The 21998-nt window shown below is 45.2% G+C and carries 21 protein-coding genes and 1 pseudogene; 1 reads left to right on the forward strand and 21 read right to left on the reverse strand.

From position 1 onward, the window contains the following. Positions 1–5 precede the first annotated feature (5 nt). The 16 genes and pseudogenes from RRU94_RS08180 to metG all read right to left on the reverse strand — a co-directional run. Complete coding sequence (locus RRU94_RS08180; protein ID WP_315693634.1) at positions 6–1562, reverse strand: putative polysaccharide biosynthesis protein; 1557 nt, start codon at positions 1560–1562, stop codon at positions 6–8. A gap of 80 nt (positions 1563–1642) precedes the next feature. Further along, a complete protein-coding gene (gene spoVT, locus RRU94_RS08185) occupies positions 1643–2179 on the reverse strand; it encodes a stage V sporulation protein T (protein WP_242237073.1) in 537 nt (178 codons plus the stop codon). Positions 2180–2266: 87 nt separating this feature from the next. Further along, positions 2267–5788 (reverse strand): transcription-repair coupling factor, encoded by a 3522-nt coding sequence (mfd, locus tag RRU94_RS08190; RefSeq protein ID WP_315693636.1) that lies wholly within the window; start codon positions 5786–5788, stop codon positions 2267–2269. 71 nt (positions 5789–5859) lie between these two features. Next, positions 5860–6420, reverse strand: a complete 561-nt coding sequence (gene pth, locus RRU94_RS08195; protein ID WP_315693637.1) for an aminoacyl-tRNA hydrolase — start codon at positions 6418–6420, stop codon at positions 5860–5862. Between the two features lie 99 nt (positions 6421–6519). Continuing rightward, positions 6520–7155, reverse strand: a complete 636-nt coding sequence (locus tag RRU94_RS08200) for a 50S ribosomal protein L25/general stress protein Ctc (RefSeq protein WP_315693638.1) — start codon at positions 7153–7155, stop codon at positions 6520–6522. Between the two features lie 139 nt (positions 7156–7294). Next, positions 7295–8254 (reverse strand): ribose-phosphate diphosphokinase, encoded by a 960-nt coding sequence (locus RRU94_RS08205; RefSeq protein WP_251274064.1) that lies wholly within the window; start codon positions 8252–8254, stop codon positions 7295–7297. Between the two features lie 28 nt (positions 8255–8282). Beyond that, positions 8283–9653 (reverse strand): bifunctional UDP-N-acetylglucosamine diphosphorylase/glucosamine-1-phosphate N-acetyltransferase GlmU, encoded by a 1371-nt coding sequence (gene glmU, locus RRU94_RS08210; protein ID WP_315693640.1) that lies wholly within the window; start codon positions 9651–9653, stop codon positions 8283–8285. A gap of 172 nt (positions 9654–9825) precedes the next feature. After that, complete coding sequence (gene spoVG / locus RRU94_RS08215; protein WP_242237009.1) at positions 9826–10119, reverse strand: septation regulator SpoVG; 294 nt, start codon at positions 10117–10119, stop codon at positions 9826–9828. 120 nt (positions 10120–10239) lie between these two features. After that, positions 10240–10617: a RidA family protein gene (locus RRU94_RS08220; protein ID WP_242237007.1), complete on the reverse strand. Its 378-nt coding sequence runs from the start codon at positions 10615–10617 to the stop codon at positions 10240–10242. Next, positions 10614–11459: a pur operon repressor gene (gene purR / locus RRU94_RS08225; RefSeq protein WP_251274067.1), complete on the reverse strand. Its 846-nt coding sequence runs from the start codon at positions 11457–11459 to the stop codon at positions 10614–10616. Before purR ends, RRU94_RS08220 begins: the two co-directional genes overlap by 4 nt. Positions 11460–11527: 68 nt before the next feature. After that, positions 11528–12397 (reverse strand): 4-(cytidine 5'-diphospho)-2-C-methyl-D-erythritol kinase, encoded by an 870-nt coding sequence (ispE, locus tag RRU94_RS08230; protein WP_315693644.1) that lies wholly within the window; start codon positions 12395–12397, stop codon positions 11528–11530. Between the two features lie 139 nt (positions 12398–12536). Then, entirely contained in the window at positions 12537–12794 is a 258-nt protein-coding gene (gene veg / locus RRU94_RS08235) for a biofilm formation stimulator Veg (RefSeq protein ID WP_242237000.1), read from the reverse strand. A gap of 183 nt (positions 12795–12977) precedes the next feature. Beyond that, positions 12978–13862, reverse strand: a complete 885-nt coding sequence (rsmA, locus tag RRU94_RS08240; RefSeq protein WP_315695873.1) for a 16S rRNA (adenine(1518)-N(6)/adenine(1519)-N(6))-dimethyltransferase RsmA — start codon at positions 13860–13862, stop codon at positions 12978–12980. Beyond that, complete coding sequence (gene rnmV / locus RRU94_RS08245) at positions 13856–14413, reverse strand: ribonuclease M5 (RefSeq protein WP_315693646.1); 558 nt, start codon at positions 14411–14413, stop codon at positions 13856–13858. Before rnmV ends, rsmA begins: the two co-directional genes overlap by 7 nt. A gap of 153 nt (positions 14414–14566) precedes the next feature. After that, on the reverse strand, positions 14567–15334 hold the full coding sequence (locus RRU94_RS08250) for a TatD family hydrolase (protein ID WP_251274074.1): 768 nt from the start codon (positions 15332–15334) through the stop codon (positions 14567–14569). A 33-nt stretch (positions 15335–15367) separates the two neighbouring features. Then, positions 15368–17380: pseudogene (metG, locus tag RRU94_RS08255) on the reverse strand (methionine--tRNA ligase); the annotation flags it as partial. A 365-nt stretch (positions 17381–17745) separates the two neighbouring features. On the opposite strand from metG, the gene RRU94_RS08260 reads away from it, so the two are divergent. Further along, positions 17746–18030 (forward strand): transition state genes transcriptional regulator AbrB, encoded by a 285-nt coding sequence (locus tag RRU94_RS08260; RefSeq protein WP_315693647.1) that lies wholly within the window; start codon positions 17746–17748, stop codon positions 18028–18030. 125 nt (positions 18031–18155) lie between these two features. Here the strand turns inward: RRU94_RS08260 and RRU94_RS08265 are convergent, their stop codons facing one another. The 5 genes from RRU94_RS08265 to yabA all read right to left on the reverse strand — a co-directional run bounded on the left by RRU94_RS08265 (position 18156) and on the right by yabA (position 21977). Next, positions 18156–19568, reverse strand: a complete 1413-nt coding sequence (locus RRU94_RS08265; RefSeq protein ID WP_315695875.1) for a glycoside hydrolase family 18 protein — start codon at positions 19566–19568, stop codon at positions 18156–18158. Positions 19569–19739: 171 nt separating this feature from the next. Then, the gene (gene rsmI / locus RRU94_RS08270) at positions 19740–20612 is read right to left on the reverse strand and encodes a 16S rRNA (cytidine(1402)-2'-O)-methyltransferase (protein WP_315693649.1); all 873 of its coding nucleotides are present in this window, start codon (positions 20610–20612) and stop codon (positions 19740–19742) included. Beyond that, entirely contained in the window at positions 20590–20871 is a 282-nt protein-coding gene (locus tag RRU94_RS08275) for a GIY-YIG nuclease family protein (RefSeq protein WP_315693650.1), read from the reverse strand. The genes rsmI and RRU94_RS08275 overlap by 23 nt, the downstream gene beginning before the upstream one ends. Next, a complete protein-coding gene (locus RRU94_RS08280; protein ID WP_315693651.1) occupies positions 20840–21604 on the reverse strand; it encodes a tRNA1(Val) (adenine(37)-N6)-methyltransferase in 765 nt (254 codons plus the stop codon). Before RRU94_RS08280 ends, RRU94_RS08275 begins: the two co-directional genes overlap by 32 nt. Before the next feature lie 58 nt (positions 21605–21662). Continuing rightward, on the reverse strand, positions 21663–21977 hold the full coding sequence (yabA, locus tag RRU94_RS08285; RefSeq protein WP_410493036.1) for a DNA replication initiation control protein YabA: 315 nt from the start codon (positions 21975–21977) through the stop codon (positions 21663–21665). Positions 21978–21998: the final 21 nt, after the last annotated feature.

The following is a 21998-nucleotide window of genomic DNA, read 5'->3' on the forward strand; positions in this document are numbered from 1 at the left end:
GTCTATCACTTCCTTCTTATCCGCATTCCTGCTCGTTTGATCCATTTTTCGCCGAACGGCAGGATACGCAAATCGTCATCATTCCATATTCTCCATTTTACCATGAAAACCAAAAACAAACAGGCGCCGAGCAGTGCTCCGCTTACAGCCGCCACGCCACTCCAGAGTCTTCCTGATTCGGGCGTAACCATGCCATGTACAAAAAGAAAAACAAGACCTGCCATTAAAGAAGCTGCTGCTGTGGTTTTCCACATAAATACGAAAGGTAAAAACGGCTCACGCTTTCTTTTCCACATGATGATTAAAAAGCAAACACCGGCTAAAAGTGAGCCTACTGTCGCAAAGGCTGCACCGTAAAGGCCACAGAGCGGAATCAACAGCGCATTGCCCCCCCACTTCACGACCACAGTTAACACCGTTCCAGCGGCCGGCACCCAGTCATTTCCCTTCCCTTGGAAAACGGCGTTCATCGTTGCCATAATCGAATAAAAAAAGATCGATAAACCGAAAACGGCCAGAAAGCCTGATCCATCAGCCGTTTTAAACAGCATCACATTAAGAGGAACCATAACAGCCGCTAAGCCAGCTGAAGCAGCCAGCCCCAGCGCAAAACTCACCCGAAGTGCCAGCTGGCTGAAAGAAGCCTCCGCTTGTTTGTTTTGCTCCTTACGCGCTCTTGAAATAAGCGGCACAATCGTAAGAGAAATAGAAACAGCCGCGGTTACACCGAGCTGAAGCATAGGCTGGCCGCGGTCAAAAATACCTTTCCACGCTTTAGCGCTTGTTTCTATCATGTCAGCGGCAAGAAGACCGCTGTATACTTGAAACGAGTCGGCCAGCTGAAGCAGAACGAGCGTTAGGGCAGACACACAAACAGCCGTCCCATGCAGTGCCACTTGAACAGCCGTCCGGCGGTCAAACAAAAATAAAATCGCCTGCCGACCCGTTCTGCTGTGTTTCCACAATACAATGGCAGAAGCGGCCATTCCTAAAAGCGATGCAAAAACGGCACCAAGACCCGCATCATAAAGCGACCTGCCTGAAAAAACAATAAAAAAAGAAAAGAACAAAATTCCTGCAACCCGTACCGACTGTTCAATCATTTGAGAAGAAGCGGTCGGCACCATGTTCCCCACTCCCTGGAATGCACCCCGCCGAACCGCAATATACGGAACAACTAAAAAAAACAGGGCGCTGCACTGGATAAGCGGCTTCAACGCTTCATCTGCCATTGCTTGGGCAATCCAGCCGGCACCCAAAAAAAGCAGCAAAAAAGCAGCGAAGCCCATCGCCCCAATCGTTATAAAGGCTGTATGGACGATGACCCTCTCTCTTCGTTCATCCGTACTTGATGTCAGCCGGGAAAGTACCACTGGAAATCCAGATACCGCAAGCCCCGCTGCAATCCCATAAAACGGATACACCTGCTGGTAAATATAAAAGCCGGTGTCTCCAACGATATTTTGAAAAGGAACCCGGTACACAGCGCTTAATACTTTCACAAACAATGCGGCGGCTGTTAATAAAAAAGCCCCTTTTAAAAATGATTTTTCCCAATTCACGCAACCACCTCAGTGACTACTTTACTGATTTTTTTCCGCTTTGAAAAGAAAAACCCGGCCTCCCAAGGCGGGAGTCCGGGTTAATGTTCCATTTGTTTCCCAAAAAAAGAAGCTGCGACAAAAGCGGCTTTTTGTTCCGCTTCACCTGCCGTGCGGTCTTCTGAAAACAGGGCAACTGCTCCGATCGTATCGCCAGCCGCAATAATCGGCGTAATAAAATACGATTGAGCTTCTACCGTGCGGCCATCCGCGAATTCTACGCTGCGCTGCTCACTGCTCTCAGCTGAGCGTCTTTCCTGAATAACCGATTCGACTACCGGGCCGATTTTTCGTTCTACGAAGTCTTTCTTTTTAACACCGGCAGCCGAAATGACTGTATCACGGTCACAGATCAGCACTGAATAGTTTAAACTGTCATGCAGTGCTTCTGCATACTCCTGGGAAAAGTCACCGAGTTCTGTAAAAGGTGAATATTTTTTCAAAATCACTTCGCCGTCACGATCCACAAATATTTCAAGCGGGTCTCCTTCGCGAATACGAAGGGTACGGCGAATTTCTTTCGGAATGACCACACGGCCAAGATCATCAATGCGTCGAACAATACCTGTAGCTTTCATCATCGAATGCCTCTCTTTCACCATCAAAATATCGAAACCATTTCTTGGCGTTATTATCTTTCAAGAGGAAACATTCTATACATGAAATTACATTTGTTTTTTTGCGCCTTCAAGTTCTTTTATTAATTCAAATACAGCTGCAAACCAGCCTTGCTCCGGTGCTTTTCGTTGGTCAATCGTGATCTTCAGCCGCTGCTCTTCCATACCGATTCCACACATATTGCCAAATTTGTTGCAAACCGCAAATACTTTGGACCCATCTATTTCTTTTGTACCTTCTTCGCTCATTAACAAAGTAATAACGTCCTTCGACTGCTTCATCGACTCCAGCTTTGTCCGGGCTGCGTAAATTTTCATTTCTGCCACCCGGAACAAGTCGGCCACTTCCTGTGGATAGTCGCCAAAGCGGTCTGTCATTTCTTCTTTTAGCTCGTCAATTTCCTCCAATGAATCTGCTGAGCGGAACCGTTTGTACATATCAATTTTCTGAGCGCTGTCCGTAATATACGCATCCGGAATGTACGCATCAATCGTAACATCCACTTCAAAGACCGGCGCTTTTTCTTCCTTGTCGCCGCCTTGTTTTTGTTCGATTGCTTCTTTCAGCATTTGTGAATACAAATCGAAGCCGACCGAATCAATGAATCCGTGCTGCTGGGAGCCGAGCAGATTTCCTGCTCCACGGATTGACAAGTCGCGCATCGCAATTTTAAATCCGGAACCGAGTTCGGTAAATTCTTTAATTGCCTGCAGGCGCTTTTCCGCCGGTTCAGACAGCACTTTGTCTTTTCGGTACATAAAGTAAGAATATGCCACCCGGTTTGAACGGCCGACGCGTCCACGGATTTGGTAGAGCTGTGACAGCCCCATCCGGTCCGCATCGTGCACGATCAGCGTATTCACATTTGGAATATCAACGCCGGTTTCAATAATCGTCGTTGTAACCAGCACATCAGATTCTCCTTCTAAAAAGCTAAGAATCACTGCCTCAAGTTCTGTTTCCGTCATTTGGCCATGAGCATAAGCAACCTTGGCATCCGGCACAAGCATCGAAATTTCCTCAGCTCGCCGCTCGATATCTTCCACCCGGTTATACAAATAGAATACCTGCCCGTCGCGGGCAATTTCCCGCTCGACTGCTTCACGGACAAGACCAAGGTTATGTTCCACTACATAGGTCTGTACCGGGAAGCGGTTTTCCGGCGGTGTTTCAATAACAGACAAATCCCGTACACCAAGCATAGACATATGAAGAGTCCGCGGAATAGGTGTTGCCGTCAGTGTCAGCACATCCACGTTCGTTTTTAGCTGTTTGATTTTTTCTTTATGGGTGACCCCGAAGCGCTGCTCTTCATCGACAATCAAAAGGCCTAAATCCTGATATTGTACATCTTTAGACAGGAGACGGTGTGTACCGATGACAATATCAACGGTGCCGGCCTTGACACCTTTTAATGTTTCCGTTTGCTGCTTGCGCGTGCGGAAACGGCTGAGCAGGCCGACGTTTACCGGAAAGTCCTGAAGTCTTTCTTTCAGTGTTTCGTAGTGCTGCTGGGCAAGAATTGTCGTAGGAACGAGGATCGCGACCTGCTTGCCGTCCGCGGTTGCTTTAAACGCTGCGCGAATGGCCACTTCTGTTTTGCCGTAGCCAACGTCGCCGCAAAGCAGGCGGTCCATCGGCTGCTCCCGCTCCATGTCCCGTTTAATTTCTTGAATCGAACGCAGCTGATCTTCTGTTTCTTCATAAGCAAAAGCGGCTTCAAATTCCCGCTGCATATCTCCGTCCGGTGAAAAAGCATAACCACGCGCCGCTTCCCTTTCGGCATACAGCTTGATTAAATCATCGGCGATATCTTGTACAGACGATTCAACTTTTCGCTTCACCCGTTTCCAGTCGCTGCCGCCAAGCTTGTAAATTTTCGGCTCTTTTCCTTCCGAGCCTACGTATTTTTGAACAAGCTCAATTTGATCGACCGGTACAAACAGTTCATCTGTGCCCTGATATTTGATTTTTAAATAATCTTTATGAATCCCATTAATTTGGAGTGTCTCAATCCCGAGATACTTACCGATTCCGTGGTTTATGTGAACAACGTAGTCCCCGGCCTTCAGCTCAGAATAGCTCTTGATTCGCTCTGCATTCGAAAGCTTCTGGCGCCGCTTGCTTTTTGGCGCTTTCTTGTTGAAGAGCTCCTGCTCAGTCACAACGGCAATTTTCAGCAATGGAAATTCAAACCCGGCCGTCAGGGTACCTGGACCCGTTTGAACAACTCCCTCAATCACTTCATTTTGATCTTTAAGCATCGTAATTTCCATGCCGTAGTCATTTAAGGTCGTTTTGATTTTCTCGACCCGCTCGGCTGTTTCACCTAAGAACAGTACTGTCGTTCCAGACTTTTTCCACCGCTCCATTTCGCCTTCGAGCACATTCATCTGCCCGTGAAAACTCTGCATAGGACGGGCAGAAAAGTTCACGATGTTTTCCGGCTTTCCGCCTGCCGTCTGACGCATAAACAGCGACAAATAAACGGACGGCTGCACGGTCGCCTGCATCGCTTCCTGAAGCGTGTGAGCAAGCGTTAAACCGTGAACAGCTTTGCCTTCTTCAATAAGAGCGGTATACCATTCTGCTTCTTCTTTCTCAAGCGATTCGCTAATTTCTTTGATCCGGCTCATTTCATCCCAAAAAACAAGTCCTCCCTCCGACAAATACGAGGTTACGACCGACGTTTGATCGTAAAGAAGCGATGTGTATTTACCCAGTTCGTCAATCCGAATGCCCTGCTTCAGCTTTTCAATATCTCCTCCTACATAAGAAGACAGCTGCTGCTTTACTTCTGCACTGCCGATTTTTTTAATGGTCGCATCCAGCGCTTCCTGCAGACGGCCGGCAAGCGCAGCCAGGTCTTCTGTTGAAGCAGGCATTTCCGCTGCCGGGCCTACTAAGATGGAGGTCATATTTTCAATGGAACGCTGTGTATCGGGCGCAAATGTCCGAATAGAATCAATCTCCGTATCAAACAGCTCAATCCGAACCGGATGCTCGGAGGTCAGCGGATACAGGTCGACAATGCCGCCGCGGATGCTGAATTCTCCTGGTGCATATACCATATCAGCCCGCTCATAACCCATTTCCACCAGCTCATGCTTCAAGCTTTCCAGCTCGACTTCTTCTCCAGTTGTAAATGTTTTTTGAAGTCGCTTCCATATTTCTTTAGAAGGCAGTAATTTTTTCAGTCCCGCTACAGGAACGATGTAAACCCCTGTCCCCTTCAGCGCAAGGTGATTCAGCATTTCAATTCGCTGTGCGCGCAGCTCTGGGCTGGCTACGCTGATTTCTGCTGCAATCAGCTCGTTAGCCGCATACAAATACACTTCATCTTCCGGCACAAACTGCACCATATCATCGTACAGCTTTTGAGCCTGCAGCATATTGTAGGTGAGGATCATAACCGGCTTTTGAAGCTTTCGGTGGGCCGCAGCAGCAAAAACAGCCCGCAATGAGCCGGACAGGCCTGCAGCCAGCTGTTCTTTCATTCCCGCTTCCATTCCATCGATAATCGATTTTGCCTCGTCATTTTTTAAAAACAAATCAAGTAAATGGTTCATCCCTGCTGTTCCCCCTTTTCCAAAACAGAAAAACGCTTTGGGGCATACACCCAAAGCTTTTATGCTGATTCTTATTGGTTAAATTCGTTCATGACTTCAATAAATGAATGATCTATTGCATACAAACAAGCATCTGCACTTTTTTGAACGGCTTCATTCATCGCGATTTGTTCCTCGCTGCTGAATTTGCCCAGCACATAGTCAACCGTTTTGATCGGTCCGTCCGGCCGGCCGATGCCTACCCGCACCCGCTTAAATTGATCGGTGCCTAAATGAGCAATCGTTGATTTGATGCCATTATGACCGCCTGCACTTCCTCTTTCGCGCAGTCTTATTTTTCCCTGCGGTAAATCAAGATCATCATATACGACGATCACATCATCTGTTTCAATATTATAATAACGCATCACTTCGCCAATGCTTTCACCCGACAAATTCATGTAAGTGAGCGGCTTTAGCAAAATGACTTTTTCTAATCCTTTACGAGCAACGCTATACAGCCCTTTATGCTTTGCTTCGGTTAATTCTGCGCCGAGCTGCTTTGCTAGTTCATCAATCACATCGAAACCGATATTATGCCGCGTCCCAGCATACTTCGCGCCTGGATTGCCAAGGCCTACGATTAATTTCATTCTTCTTGCACCTCAATTTTCACAGTTATTCTTAGTATACATGACTGCATGCAAAAAAAACAGGCAGATCGCTCTGCCTGTTTTTGTTTGTCCAAAGAATTACGCCTCTTTTGTTTCCTCTTCAGCAGGTACGTCTGTTTCTTCTGCTTCTGCAGCTTCATCCGCACCTTCTTCTGTTTCTTCTTCAATTTTTTGTGGAGGAAGAACGGAAACGATCGTTTCTTCATCTTCGTTTTCGATGACGAAGGCGTACTTAGTGCGAATGTCGCCAACCGAGATCGAATCGCCGATTGAAAGTTCTGATACGTCCACTGTTACGTTCTCCGGGAATTCGGATACTTTTGCCGTCACGTTTAATTCGAACAACGGCTGCTGAATGACGCCGCCTTCTTTCGCTCCGGCCGCTTCCCCTTCAAGGTCAACACGTACTTGTGATGTAATTTCAGAAGAACGGTCAACTGCAAGAAAATCTGCATGGACGATAAATCCTTTGATTGGATCCTGCTGATATTCCTGCAGAATTACGTCATGCTGACTTCCATCTACTTGCAATGAAATCAATCCGTTTCTTCCCACTTCACGGATCGTTTTAATAAATTCAGCTTCCTCTACAGAAACCGGTTTTGATTCTACTCCTTTTCCGTATACAACAGCGGGAAAAGAACCTGATGTACGAATCTCCGTTAGTGCTGCTCTTGTAAATCCTTCACGTTTTTTGGCTTGTAATGTAGTCATAAACTCCTTCACCCTCCTGTTTATAAATCGAACGCTTTTATCTGTACATCACTGTTTATTCCCTAAATCGCTGACTTATAAACATGGCGGCAAAAAAGAAAACCGGCGCTTTAAAAAAGCACCGGCCTTCGAGCAGTTATTAATCAAATAATGTGCTGACAGATTGTTCTTCATGAACGCGGATAATCGCTTCACCAAGAAGCGGCGCCACGGATAATTCAACAACCTTGTCTGTTTTCTTTTCAGAAGCAAGTGCAATAGAGTTTGTCACAACGAGCTCTTTAATATTTGAGTTCTCAATACGTTCCATTGCCGGACCTGAAAGCACTGGATGTGTACAGCACGCATATACTTCTTTCGCTCCGCTTTCTGAAATAGCGTTTGCTGCAAGTGTAATCGTACCTGCTGTATCGATAATATCATCAATTAAAATCGCAATTTTTCCTTCGACGTTTCCGACAATGTTCATCACTTCAGCAACGTTCGGGCGAGGACGGCGTTTGTCAATAATGGCAATTGGTGCTTTTAGACGGTCCGCCAGCTTACGCGCACGTGTTACACCGCCGTGATCTGGCGATACAATGACCACTTCGTCTTTGTTGAATTCTTTTTTCTTAAAATAATCACCTAAGATCGGCACACCCATTAAGTGATCGATTGGTACATCGAAGAAGCCTTGAATTTGAGGCGCATGAAGATCCAATGTGATTAAACGGGTTGTTCCTGCTGTCTCAAGAAGATTTGCCACAAGCTTGGCTGTAATCGGCTCACGGGCACGCGCTTTACGATCCTGGCGTGCATAGCCGTAGTACGGAAGTACAACATTGATTGTTTTGGCAGACGCTCTTTTTAATGCATCAATCATAATGAGCAATTCCATCAAATGTTCATTGACCGGGCCGCTTGTTGATTGAACGATATAAACGTCGCAGCCGCGAATGCTTTCCTCAATGTTAATTTGTACTTCACCATCACTGAAACGGGTAACGGAACATTTTCCAAGTTCAACTCCGATAAATTCTGCAATCTCCTGAGCAAGTGCCGGATTTGAATTTAACGAAAAGATTTTCAAGTTTGGATCTAAATACTGATTGCTCATGATGACCTCCACAGTCCTGATTTACTCATTATTTTGGAAATATTTTTGAAACATAATTTTCTTTATTCACTTGACGGGCCCGTGCAATTGCCATCGCTTCTTCTGGTACTTCACTTGTGATCGTAGATCCAGCTGCTACATAAGCGCCTTTTCTTACCGTAACCGGCGCAATTAAATTCGAATTGCAGCCGATGAACGCACCATCTTCAATCGTTGTTAAAAATTTGTTTTTCCCATCGTAGTTTACCGTAATGGTTCCGCAGCCAATGTTTACATCACTGCCAACATTCGCATCACCAATATAACTTAAATGAGAAGCTTTGCTTCCTTCGCCAAACGATGCTTTCTTTATTTCGACAAAGTTTCCAATTTTCACGTGATCAGCAAGTGCCGAGCTTGGACGGATGTGTGCGAATGGCCCAATCGCTACATCTGAACCAATTTGGCTTTCAAAAGCCGCTGACTGACGAATAACAGTCCGGTCTCCCACTTGGCACGCCGCAATTTCACTGTTTGGTCCAATAACGCAATCTTCGCCGATAGACGTATCGCCGGAAAGAACCGTGCCAGGGTGAATTACCGTATCTGAACCAATCACAACATCCGGTCCGATATAAGTATTCTGCGGATCAATGATTGTTACACCTGCACGCATATGCTTTTCATTGATACGTGAACGCATAATTCGCTCTGCTTCGCTAAGGGCTACACGATCATTTACACCTAGTGTTTCATCAAAGCTTTCAGTTTGATACGCTGAAATCGTTTCGCCTGCTTCTTTTAAGATTTCAATCACGTCTGGTAAGTAGTATTCACCTTGTACGTTATCATTTGATACATTTTTCAACGCACGAAACAGCGATTCGTTATCAAAGCAGTACGTGCCTGTATTAATTTCTTTTACCGCCCGTTCTTCTGCCGATGCATCTTTATGTTCCACAATCCGGCTGACAGAACCATCCGCACCGCGAATAATGCGGCCATATCCATCCGGCTTTTCAGCGTGAGCCGTTAAAATCGTAACTTTTGCACCTGTTTCTTCATGATGCTTCACGAGCGCTTCCATTGTCGATGTTTGAATAAGTGGTGTATCTCCACATACAACAAGCGTGCAGCCTTTTTTGTCTCCTAAAATCGATTCCGCCTGGATCACAGCGTGTGCTGTCCCAAGCTGTTCTGCCTGTAGTGCGTACGCAGAACGTTCGCCCAGCTGCGCTTTTACCATCTCAGCCCCATGGCCTACAATGGTTACAATCTGCTCTGTATGTAAATCTGAAATTTGATCGATAACATGTTCTACCATTGGCTTTCCACAGACTGGATGCAGTACTTTGTACAACTTCGATTTCATGCGAGTTCCCTGTCCTGCAGCCAGAATGACAGCGTAGATATTCGTCATAAAAGGCCTCCTCACCTAATTATCCACTATTGAATATATCTTAAATAGCAGCTGATTTCAATGCTAGACCGAAATTGACACATTTTTCACAACGCAAAAAAAGAGCCTGTCGGATTCCCTAGGCTCTTGTGGAAAAAGGCGGAGACCGCCTCGCAGATAAAACATATTGTATTTATGCTTCTTCAAGCACAACCAGTTCTTCCTGCTCTAATTTGCAGATACGGTGGTATTCACCAAGAACGGTATCTTGAATTTTTCCGCGGGTTCCGGAATTGATGGGGTGCGCAATGTCGCGGAATTCTCCCTCCGGCGTTCGTTTACTTGGCATAGCCACAAACAGGCCGTTGTTGCCATCAATCACGCGAATGTCATGAATAACAAACTCCCCGTCAAATGTGATTGATGCGATCGCTCTCATTCGTCCATCCGTTTGAACACGTCGTAATCTTATATCTGTTATTTCCACGCATATTCACCCCCTTTTCCCATATTTAAAAAAGCTTAAACTACTAATTCCATAATCGTTGCAATATTCCCTCTTTTTTCTTGAAAAAAAATAAAATAGAAAAACCGGCACGGGGCCGGTTTATGCTCTTACAAGTGCAATTACTTCAATTTCTACTTTTACGTCTTTTGGAAGACGAGCGACTTCTACGCATGAACGGGCTGGTTTATGCGCCGAGAAATATTCACCATACACTTCATTGAATGGAACGAACTCGTTCATATCCGATAAGAAAACAGTCGCTTTCACAACCGTTTCAAGAGAAGCGCCTGCTTCTTCCAGCACAGCTTTTAAATTGGCAAACACTTGATGTGTCTGTTCTTCAATCGTTCCTTCCACAAGTGTTCCTTCAGCTGTTAAAGGGATTTGGCCGGAACTGTAAAACAAGTTGTTAACCACAACGCCTTGTACATACGGGCCGATAGCAGCCGGTGCTTTTTTTGTGTTTACAATGTTCATTCTGATTCCCCCTGTAAAAATTCAGTATTTTTTTCAAAATAGTTGCCTTCCACTATAGAGATCGCTGCGCTTTTTTCATCTACATCCTTCAGCTTCACGAGTGAAATATAATCCTCAATCAAGCAATCCGGATATTCCGCTTCCACTAAAACAGCAATACCTGCGACAGAAGCGTTAAACTCAGCCAGCAGGCTGATCATCCCATTGATGGTGCCGCCGCCTTTCATAAAGTCGTCGACCAAAAGCACTTTTGATCCTTCTTTTAAACTGCGCTTAGAAAGCACCATCGCCTGAATGCGTTTTGTAGAACCAGAGACATAATTGATGCTGACAGTCGGCCCTTCCGTTACTTTACTGTCACGGCGCACGACAACAACCGGCACATTTAAATGTGCCGCAATGGCATGTGCAATCGGGATCCCTTTTGTGGCGACCGTCATGACCGCATCAATTTTTTTGTCTGCATAGGCGGAAGCAAGAAGCTTGCCGATCTTATTCATCACAGCAGGATTTCCAAGCAGATCCATGATGTACAGATAGCCGCCTGGCAGAAGGCGGTCCGGGTTTTCAATCTGCCGGCACAAATCGGTAATAAATTCCTTTGCGCTTTCCCTGTCAACACGGGCATAGAATTTTACACCGCCTGCTGCTCCCGGAACCGTTTGCAGTGTGCCGATACCACGTTTTTCAAACGTTTCTTTAATAATGGCCAAGTCTTCACTGATCGAAGACTTGGCAGAACCGAACCGATTGGCAAAAAGAGTCAGTGACACAAGCTGATGCGGATGTTCGAGCAAATAATGTGTCATATCAATAATACGTTCACTTCGACGAAACTTCATCGTTCTATTTAAACCTCCTGGGGAGTAAAACCGAATATTTTAATTACAATATATCTTAATATACGGTTTTAATCAACCAGGTCGGTATCCCCAAGCATACGTACTGCGTATACCTGGTCACAAAATCCACGCAGGCAGTTGTACACCCGATGCATGCGGGAATCATGACGGATCAAACCAAACACTGTCGGACCGCTGCCGCTCATCAGTACAGCATCCGCTCCGAAACGAATCATCTGCTCTTTAATCAGAGCGACTTCGGGATGAGCATGAAGGGTGACAGATTCCAGAACGTTACCCATATTCCGGCACATTTTCTCATAATTGCTTTCTTTGATGGCATCGATCATCGCACGTGTGTCCGGCCGCTTCATGCGGTCCAATTTTAAATTCTTATACACCTCACCGGTTGAAACGCCAATCGTCGGCTTAGCTAAAACAACCCAGCAGTTGGGCGGAGCCGGCAGATGTTCAATTTTTTCACCGCGCCCTGTCGCAAGCGCTGTGCCTCCATAGACGCAAAATGAAACATCCGAACCGATCTCTGCTCCAATCTCCGCAAGCTCGTCGAGTGACAGGCCAAGGCCCCACAGCTGGTTCAATCCTTTGAGTGCCGCTGCCGCATCACTGCTGCCGCCTGCCAGCCCTGCGGCAACCGGAATGATTTTGTCGATTTGAATAGATACACCTTTTTTAATGCCGTATCGATCCTTTAACAGCCTGGCTGCCTGATAAGCGAGATTTCGGCTGTCATCCGGAACAAACCGATTATGGGAAATGATTCGGATTTCATTTTTATTTAAGCTTTCCAGCTCAAGCCGGTCTGCTAAATCAACTGTCGTCATAATCATTTCTACTTCGTGGTAACCGTCCGGCCGTTTATGCAGCACATCGAGTGTTAAATTAATTTTCGCCGGCGCTTTAATCATTAATTTCATTTCAATCCACCTACTTTGCGTTATACACAATAAATTATTGTCTTATTTTATCACAAAAGAAAAAGAGCAGGCTCAAAAGATTCGAATTGAATCTTTTGAGCCTGCTCTCTGATGTGCTGTTTTACCAGAAGCACGTCATTTATACTGCGCTGCCTGCCGCCGTATCTTCAAATGTTAGTTCCACTGTCTCAGTGAGTATATCCGCGTAACTGTAAGAAACGCGTTCAAATGAATTCTCGTCCTGATCAAGTTCTACAACAAAAACAGCAGGATACGTCTCCGTTAAAATACCAGAACGCTCAACGGTCTTCCGACGTCCACCATTTGCTTTTAGCAATAATCTTTTACCCAAATGACAATCAAGCGTTTTTTTAATGTCAGCTAATGTTTTCGGCATCTGCATCCACCTCACTATGTTTAGTGTAGCACAAACTTTCGTTTTAGTCAAATAAACAAAATATTTTATCAGCGTGTCCATCTAATGTCAATATTTTTTATTCGGCAAATAACGATTTTTTTCGCTAACGCTAGTATTTCCCAACCTCTTAAAAAAAACCGCTCTTTTTGAAAGAGCGGTTTTTTATTGGCTTATTCCTTTGTCTGCTAATGCCTTAGCCAATGCAGCAAATTCAGCCAGTGACAACGTTTCACCGCGTCTCGATGGCTCAATGCCTGCTTCCTCAAGTGCTTCGATAATCGCTTCTTTTTTTTCTTTTCCTCCCGGAAGACCGTTGACAAGGTTGTTTAAAATCGTTTTCCGACGCTGGGCAAACGATGTCCGCGTGACAAGGAAAAAGAAGTCTTCGTCTTCTACAGAGACGGCCGGCTTACTGCGCACATCAAGTTTAATAATGGCAGAATCCACATTTGGAGGCGGCATAAACACCGTTTTTGGGACAATGAATGCAATGGAGGCTTCTGTATAATATTGGACAGCAATCGAAAGCGATCCATATTCTTTTGAAGACGGACGGGCCGAAATACGGTCGCCTACTTCTTTTTGCAGCATCACCACAAATCCGTTTACCGGTATTTTGTCTTCAAGCAGCTTCATAATAATCGGTGTTGTCACGTAATAAGGAAGGTTTGCGACAACCATTAAGCGGTCAAATCCGGCAAACTCCCGCTCTACTACTCCTTTTACATCTGCTTTTAACACATCTTCATTAATAACGGTGACATTATCGTACGGTGCTAGCGTTTCATCCAAAATAGGCAGCAGGCGCTGGTCAATTTCAAATGCGACCACTTTTCCGGCAGAACGTGCTAAATGCTCTGTAAGGGCCCCGATTCCCGGTCCAATTTCAATTACACCGGTTTCTTTTGTCAGCTCGGCTGTTTCTGTGATTCGCTGTAATATATTCGGGTCAATCAAGAAATTTTGACCGAGGCTTTTCTTAAATGAAAAACCATGACGGGCCAGAATGTCCTTTGTCCGCGAGGGTGTTGCAATATCCTTCATGATTGTTCCTCCTCCAGCACTTCCGCTAATGCTTTAGCGAACTGCTCGCCTGTGATCTGAAACATCATCAGCCGCTTGTGCAGCTGTTTTCCGTTTACGTAACCGATTTTAAGTTTTTGTCCAATAGCTTCACGGCGTGATTTTGCCGTTGGACCACCAATAAGGCCAGCTGTGACCAGGTCCTCTCTCGTTATTTCTTCCACTGCTTCTTCATCTGTATACTGCGCATGACGAAGCGCTCTGCGAATTGATTCAACCGACGCATGCTCAACCCCTACACCGCGCCCGTGCTTTTCAATGGCTTCATTTTTAGGCAGAAAAGCGTGACGGCAGCCCGGTACCTTTTCATCGATTAAACTGCGAATGCGCTGTCCGGGATAATCCGGGTCTGTTAAAATAATAACACCACGCGTTTCCTGGGCATGCCGAATTTGCTCGATCACACTGTCATCCACAGCCGACCCGCGCGTTTCAATCGTATCGGCGTCTACCGCCAGTTTAATTTTAACGGTATCGTCTTTTCCTTCCACTACAATAATTTCTTTTATTTTCATTTTTCCTCCATGATAACAAAAAGCTGTAAATCATTTTTTGCTGCAGCCCTTTTATCAACGATATCCTGTACATCAAAACGCGTCATCCCATTCTTCCATTTAGTCCATGCTGCCCGGACATGTAAAAAAGCGGAGGCTGTATGAGCCCCCTGCTTATTTAAGTTGAAACAATGTATTGGCGTTTTGAGTGGTTGCAGCTGCTACTTCCTCGTACGTAATTCCCTTTAGTGCAGCGATCTCCTGGGCTACGAGCTTGACGTAAGCAGGTTCATTTCGTTTTCCGCGGTAAGGGTGCGGCGCTAAGTACGGGCAGTCCGTTTCAATAAGCAGCTTCTCAAGCGGCACGGCTTCGGCTACTTCTTTCGGCTTTTTTGCATTTTTAAACGTAACCGGACCGCCAAGAGAAATGTAAAAATTCATTTTAACACATTCAAGGGCTGTCTCCGCACTGCCGCTGAAACAATGCATAATGCCGCCCACTTCTTCCGCGCCTTCTTCTTTTAAGATATCAACAATGTCCTGTGTTGCTTCCCGGTTATGAATGACAATCGGCAGCTTCACTCGTTTTGCCAGAGCGATCTGACGGCGAAACACATCCTTCTGTATGTCTTTCGGTGACTTATCCCAATGATAATCGAGACCCATTTCTCCTATTGCGACAACTTTTGGATGAGCTGCCAGCTCTTCAATCCAAGCCAGGTCTTCATCGGTCATATCGATCGCATCAACCGGATGCCAGCCCACTGCAGCATAAAGAAAGTCATACTTTTCAATAAGCTCCATAGCCCGCTCGATCGTCAGCCTGTCAAACCCGACAACGACCATTCGGTGGACGCCCGCTTCCTGCGCGCGCCCGATTACTTCTTCTATATCTTCTTGAAACTGATCTGCATTTAAATGAACGTGTGTATCAAACAGCATGTTATCACCCGTCTTTTGTTTCACGTGAAACAATTATTTGATTTTTGCGCCATTTGGCAAGTTTTCCGGCACCTCGGCCAGGGTTAAAATGCCATCTTTTGATCCGGCCAAAATCATTCCCTGTGACAGTTCTCCGCGCAGTTTTACCGGCTTTAAGTTAGCGACAACGACAACCTTGCGGCCAACAAGCTCCTCCGGTTTATAATACTGGGCGATTCCGGAAACAACCTGGCGTTTTTCAAAACCGAGATCCAGCTGCAATTTTAACAGCTTATCTGCTTTTTTAACAGGAGAAGCCTCAATGACTGTTGCAGCCCGAAGATCTATTTTCATAAAATCATCGATGCTGATTTCATCACCAACAGGAGCATAGTCTTCCGCCGCTGGTTTTTCTTCCTCAACCGGAGCAGGCCCCTGCATTTTTTCTTTGATAAAGTTCACTTCTTCTTCTATATCAAGGCGAGGAAAAATCGGCTCTCCTTTTTTCACTACTTTAACGCCGGCTTGAATGGCTCCAAATGTTTGAAGACTTTCCCACTTTTGAAGGCTTTCATCGGCTAATCCCAGCTGTTCAAAAATCTTTTCCGGTGTTCCGGTTAAAAATGGCGTTAACAGGACAGCAGCACGGCGCAGTGATTCTGCTAAGTGATACATTACTGTACCGAGTTCACCTTTTTTCTCTTCTTTCGCCAGTACCCACGGCTGTGTTTCATCTATATATTTGTTTGTCCGGCTGATAAGCTGCCAGAGGGATGTCAGCGCAACGGAGAACTCCATGTTTTCCATCGCTTCTTCATACTCGCGGACCGTTTTTTCGTTTGCGTCCATAAGCGCTTTTTCAAACTCACCTTCTGAGCCGCTGTATGCCGGGATTTCTCCGCCGAAGTATTTGTTGATCATCGCTACAGTCCGGTTCAGCAGATTGCCCAGGTCATTGGCAAGATCATAATTAATCCGCTCAACAAACCCTTCCGGTGTAAATACGCCATCAGAGCCAAATGGCACTTCGCGCAGCAAATAGTAACGAAGCGCATCCAGGCCGTAACGGTCGATAAGCGTAACAGGATCCACAACATTGCCTTTTGATTTAGACATTTTTCCGTCTTTCATCAGCAGCCAGCCGTGAGCAAAGACTTTCTTTGGCAGCGGCAGGTCAAGTGCCATCAGCATAATTGGCCAATAAATAGTATGGAAGCGGACAATTTCTTTTCCGACTAAGTGAACATCAGCCGGCCAGTACTGTTTGTATTTCGTATCGTTTTCTGTTCCATAGCCAAGTGCGGTAATATAATTTGAAAGGGCGTCAATCCATACATATACAACATGCTTCGGATTACCCGGTACTTTTACGCCCCAGTCAAACGTTGTCCGGGATACCGCCAAATCTTCAAGACCTGGTTTGATGAAGTTATTGATCATTTCATTTTTGCGTGATTCCGGCTGAATAAACGTCGGGTTTTCCTCGTAATATTTCAACAAACGGTCCGCATATTTGCTCATCCGGAAAAAGTAAGACTCTTCCCGCACTTTTTCGACCGGGTGGCCGCTGTCCGGGCTTTTCCCGCCGATGACTTCTCCCTGATCATTCAGTTCTTTGTCAACAAGCTGTGTTTCTGTATAAAAAGTTTCATCTGGAACAGAATACCAGCCTTCATATTCACCAAGGTAAATATCTCCCTGATCAAGCAGGCGCTGAAAGATCTTTTCGACCACTTTTTTGTGGCGTTCTTCTGTCGTACGGATAAAATCATCGTTTGAGATATGCATCGTTTTCCAAAGCTTTTGAATGCCGGATACAATTTCATCGACATACTCCTGTGGTGTAACGCCTTTTTCATCTGCTTTTTCCTGGATTTTTTGACCGTGTTCGTCTGTTCCCGTTAAATACATAACATCGAATCCACGCAGACGCTTGTAGCGTGCCATGGCATCTCCTGCTACTGTTGTATACGCATGCCCGATATGCAAATTGCCGCTCGGGTAGTAAATAGGTGTTGTTAAATAAAACGTTTTTTTATGTTCACTCACTCGAAAATCCTCCTTAAAAAGCGTCTGCTTATATGGCGCAAGCTTTTTTAGTCACTTCTTTTATTGTCCCCCATATAAGAATAAATGTAAATATGAACCCTTTTTTTTCTGTTGATTTATTTGTCGAATGTTCTTCCTTATTCGACACCCTTCGACAAATTTAGAAAATATTTTTCCAGCTCTTTTACAGAGTATCTTTTAAAACGTTGATATACCAACGTTTTCTCTTCTTACAGTTAATTGAAAAATTACATTTTATTGTTGACGTCTATGGGAACTCTTGGTACAATTACGTCAAGCATTAAGTTTTTGTCGAATATTGACGAATTAAATTTATACGAAGCTATTTAAAATAAATGTATCCATTTGGGAGGAGTTTTAACATGAAATCAACAGGAATTGTACGTAAAGTTGACGAACTCGGCCGAGTTGTTATTCCAATTGAATTGCGCCGCACATTGGGCATCGCTGAAAAAGATGCACTTGAAATTTACGTGGATGACGATAAAATCATCCTTAAAAAGTACAAGCCAAGCATGACTTGCCAAGTAACAGGCGAAGTATCTGATGACAACATCAAGCTTGCTGACGGCAAATTGATCCTTAGCCATGAAGGCGCTGAACTTCTTATGAAAGAAATTCAGGAAGCATTCAAAAGCGGCAAGTAATCCGCTGTTATCACAAAAACACCCGGAGACTTTACATTAGATAAAAATCTAATGTAAAGCCCGGGTGTTTTTTCATATGACCGGCAGAACACGAGACTCCTTATGCCGCCATGTTATATCGTCTCTTACCTCTTCCGCACAATAAATGTATCCCCAAGAAGTTCCCAGTTTTGGGGAAATGGATAACCAAGCACCCAGTAACTGAGTCCTCTAAGGTTATACGTGTTGACCAGGTCGAATTTTGCTTTTGCACTGCGTGCGTCTTCAAACCAAACCTCATGAGACCGTCCATTATTGTCTACGTAACGGTAATAAGGTGACTGACTCACCTGATCATATTTTATCTCTGCTCCATATCGAATCGCACGCCTGATGGCTTCCTGCATATCGAATGTTTCCGCTTCCTGTCCTTCTCTGTGAGGCAAAAGCCAATCCCGGGCGTAAATTTGAAAACCGAGCAGGATTTTATTTCTTGGAATAACCGTTACCGCATAATCGAGAACACGCTTCATTTGGTTAATAGGTGAAATAGCCTGCGGAGGTCCTTTGCGATATCCCCACTCATATGTCATCAACACAACAAAATCAAGAATGCGCCCGTGTGCCGGGTAATCCTGCGCTTCAACTAACAATCCCCTCTGTTCACCGCTCGTTTTTGGAGCAAGAGAAGAAGAAACAAAATAACCTTCAGCATGCAGCCGTTCTACCGCTCTTTCAAGAAATCGGTTATAAAACTGGCGATCCTCCGGTGCTACGTTTTCAAAGTCGATATTCACACCGCTGTATCCTTTTTCTCTCATCATATCTATTACATTCGTTAACAGTGTTTCAACTAAAGTTGGGCTTGAAAGGATCGTGTGGGCAAGTTCGGTTCCTGCTTCTGTACTTGAAAAATTTGTAATAGCCATCATGGGAACAACGCCATTTGAGCGGGCAGCTTCTATAGCAGGAGTATCATCAATTGGTTCGAGACCGCCGTCTTCCTGCATCCTATATGCAAATGGACTGATATACGTTAAATCATAAGCGACTTCACGTACTTCTCTGGCTCCTGTCTGACCAAATGCATATGTAAAAGCATTTACATCAATGACGGGCTTTGTTGGGGCTGGAATTCTTAAAACCTGGCCGATATAAAGACGTGACGGTGCTGTTAATCGATTAACCTGAACGATTGATTGAACGGTTGTTCCATAGCGGCTGGCGATAACAGAAAGACTCTCCCCGGCCATTACGGTATGATAAATCACTGGAATCGTAAGTATTTGTCCTGGATAAATAGCAGAAGGATTGTTGAGTCGGTTTAGCTGCAGTATTTCTTGAACCGTTACACCGTACGTACTCCCAATGTTTCCAAGGGTATCCCCAGGCTGAACAAGGTACTGAAAATAAGGTTCGGGAATCACCAGTGCCTGGCCAATCACCAGCCGATCCGGCTGTTCAAGATCATTAGCTCGAACGATAAGGGCAGGATCTATTCGGTATTGCCGGGCAATACGCCAGAGTAAATCTCCGCTTCTCACTACATGGATTCTCATCTTTACAGCCCCGCTTTCCAACACAATGTCCATTCATCTTATTACCTAAAGCCTCCCAATATGATTATGGGGACTGGATCGAACGCATTGTACAGGGTGTTAAACAAAATAAAAAAACTGGCGCCTATTGCATTTGGCAGCCAGCTTACGTTTTAAATGAATAAAGAGACTTTATGTATGATAGGCAGTGTACACATCCCGCTTCGGCAGGCCACGCTCTTTTGCCACCTGCTTTACCGCTTCTTTTGGCGTCATTTTCTGCTCTGTTACATACTGTTCAACATGCGCTTCAATGGATATGTCACTCCACCATGCTGTTTCTTCCAAAGAGTCTGATGCCTCTGGATTTCCTTCTATGATGAGACAAAATTCACCCATTATTTTGGACTCCTCAGCCCACACACGGGCTTCACTGATCGTGCCGCGCAAAAATTCTTCAAACTTTTTCGTCAGCTCCCGGCATAAAACGATCTGCCGTTCCGCTCCTAAAAACTCTTCCATCAGCGTCAACGTTTCTTTTAAACGGTGAGGGGATTCATATAAGATAAATGTTTCGCGACAAGCGGACAATTTCTCAAGCTCTTTCTTTTTTTCTTTTTTCCCCCGATTTAAAAAACCGTAAAAATAAAAAGGCTGCGGCGCAATACCAGAGGCAATCAGTGCCGTTATGGCAGCATTTGCTCCTGGGAGCGGCACCACATTCACCTCATTTTGGAGGGCCAGCAGCACAAGCTCATGTCCTGGATCTGAAATACAAGGCGTACCGGCATCACTCACAAGCGCAACGGTTTCACCAGATTGCACGCGTTCAATGAGTTTGCGGCCGGCTGCTTCACTGCTATGTTCATGGTAGCTGACAACAGGTGTCGCGATCTCGAAATAATTGCACAGCTTTTTCGTATTGCGGGTATCTTCTGCTGCAATAACATCGGCTTCCTTCAAGATACGCAGAGCCCGTATTGTCATATCTTCTAAATTGCCAATGGGAACCGGAACAAGGTAAAGAAGCCCTTCTTCACGGTCAAAACTTTTCTGTGATTTCATTCTTTGCACCTCTTTTCCGCAAATAATTCATTTTTTGGGGACGCGACAGCTGCTTAAACGCATATTCTGCCCGCATCGCTTCTTGTTTTGTTTCAAACGATTCACTGTGAATAAGGGTAACCGGCCGGCGGGCTCGTGTATACTTTGCACCTTTTCCTGCATTATGAACGCTTATCCGCCTATTTAGATCATTTGTATATCCTGCATACAGAGAATCATCTTTGCATTTAACGACGTAAAAATGGTGGCTCGTCTCCATATAGAAGAGTCCTCACTTCATCTGTATATTCGCCTTTATCATCATACACAAAAAGCGGCGGCAAAATCTTTAAGTCCGCTGCTCCATCTTTTATCCCTTCCACAAGAACGGTGTTGGCTTCTTTGTTTCCTGCTTTCGGGTACACAAAGCGAATCCGCTTCGGCTCAAGCCGATATGTTCTCATCAGCGTGACAATATCAAGCAGACGGCCTGGCCTGTGCACAAAAGCGGCTTTTCCTCCCTGCTTTAAAAGCTGGGAAGCCGATACGATACAATCTTCGAGCGTGCACATAATTTCATGACGGGCAATGGCAAAATGCTCATTTGCATTCATTTCATTTTGAGATGGCGTTAAAAAATAAGGCGGGTTACATGTTACCAGCGTATACTTTTCTTTTCCGAGCTGCTGTGGTGATTGCTTTAAATCACCGTGCACCATCCTGATTTGCTCACCCAAGCCATTATATGCTACGCTGCGAACCGCCATATCATACAGACGCTCCTGTATTTCCACACCGATGATCGGCACCTTGGTTCTGGCTGACATCAAAAGCGGCACAACACCGTTGCCGGAACAAAGATCTACAATAGCGCCGCGTGTCTTAGGCACGGAAGCAAACCGTGCCAGCAGGACGGCATCCAGCGAAAACGAAAAAACAGACGGGCTTTGGATAATCCGCAGCTCTTCCGCCAGCAGATAATCAAGCCGCTCATCTTGTTTTAATTCAACCATACTTGTTTCTCCTTTTGCACAAAAGAACCTTCCTTTGAAAAGGAAGGCTTCGATCACATTATTTTTTATTTAAAAAAGACAAGCAAAACAGACAGTCTTCATCTTTACGCGGGCTCCCGAAATGCACGCTGCAAATATGAAAGCCTTCTTGGTACAAGCGGGCCAGATTATCATATCCTTCACCGATATCCGCTCCGCGTGCTTGCACGCTGACAGGTCCTGACACTTTTTGCTCCTGCTGGTCTAGCTCTTCAAGACGGCGGCGCAAGTGATCATTTTCAATCAGTAATGAATTGTTTTCTTCTAGTATTTCCGCAAGCTGTACCTTTACTTCGCCAAGCTGCTGATATAATTCACCAATTTGCAGCTCCATATGGATGACAGAATCAAAAAT

The sequence above is a fragment of the Domibacillus sp. DTU_2020_1001157_1_SI_ALB_TIR_016 genome, from assembly GCF_032341995.1.
GTDB classification, from domain to species: Bacteria; Bacillota; Bacilli; order Bacillales; family Domibacillaceae; genus Domibacillus; species Domibacillus indicus_A.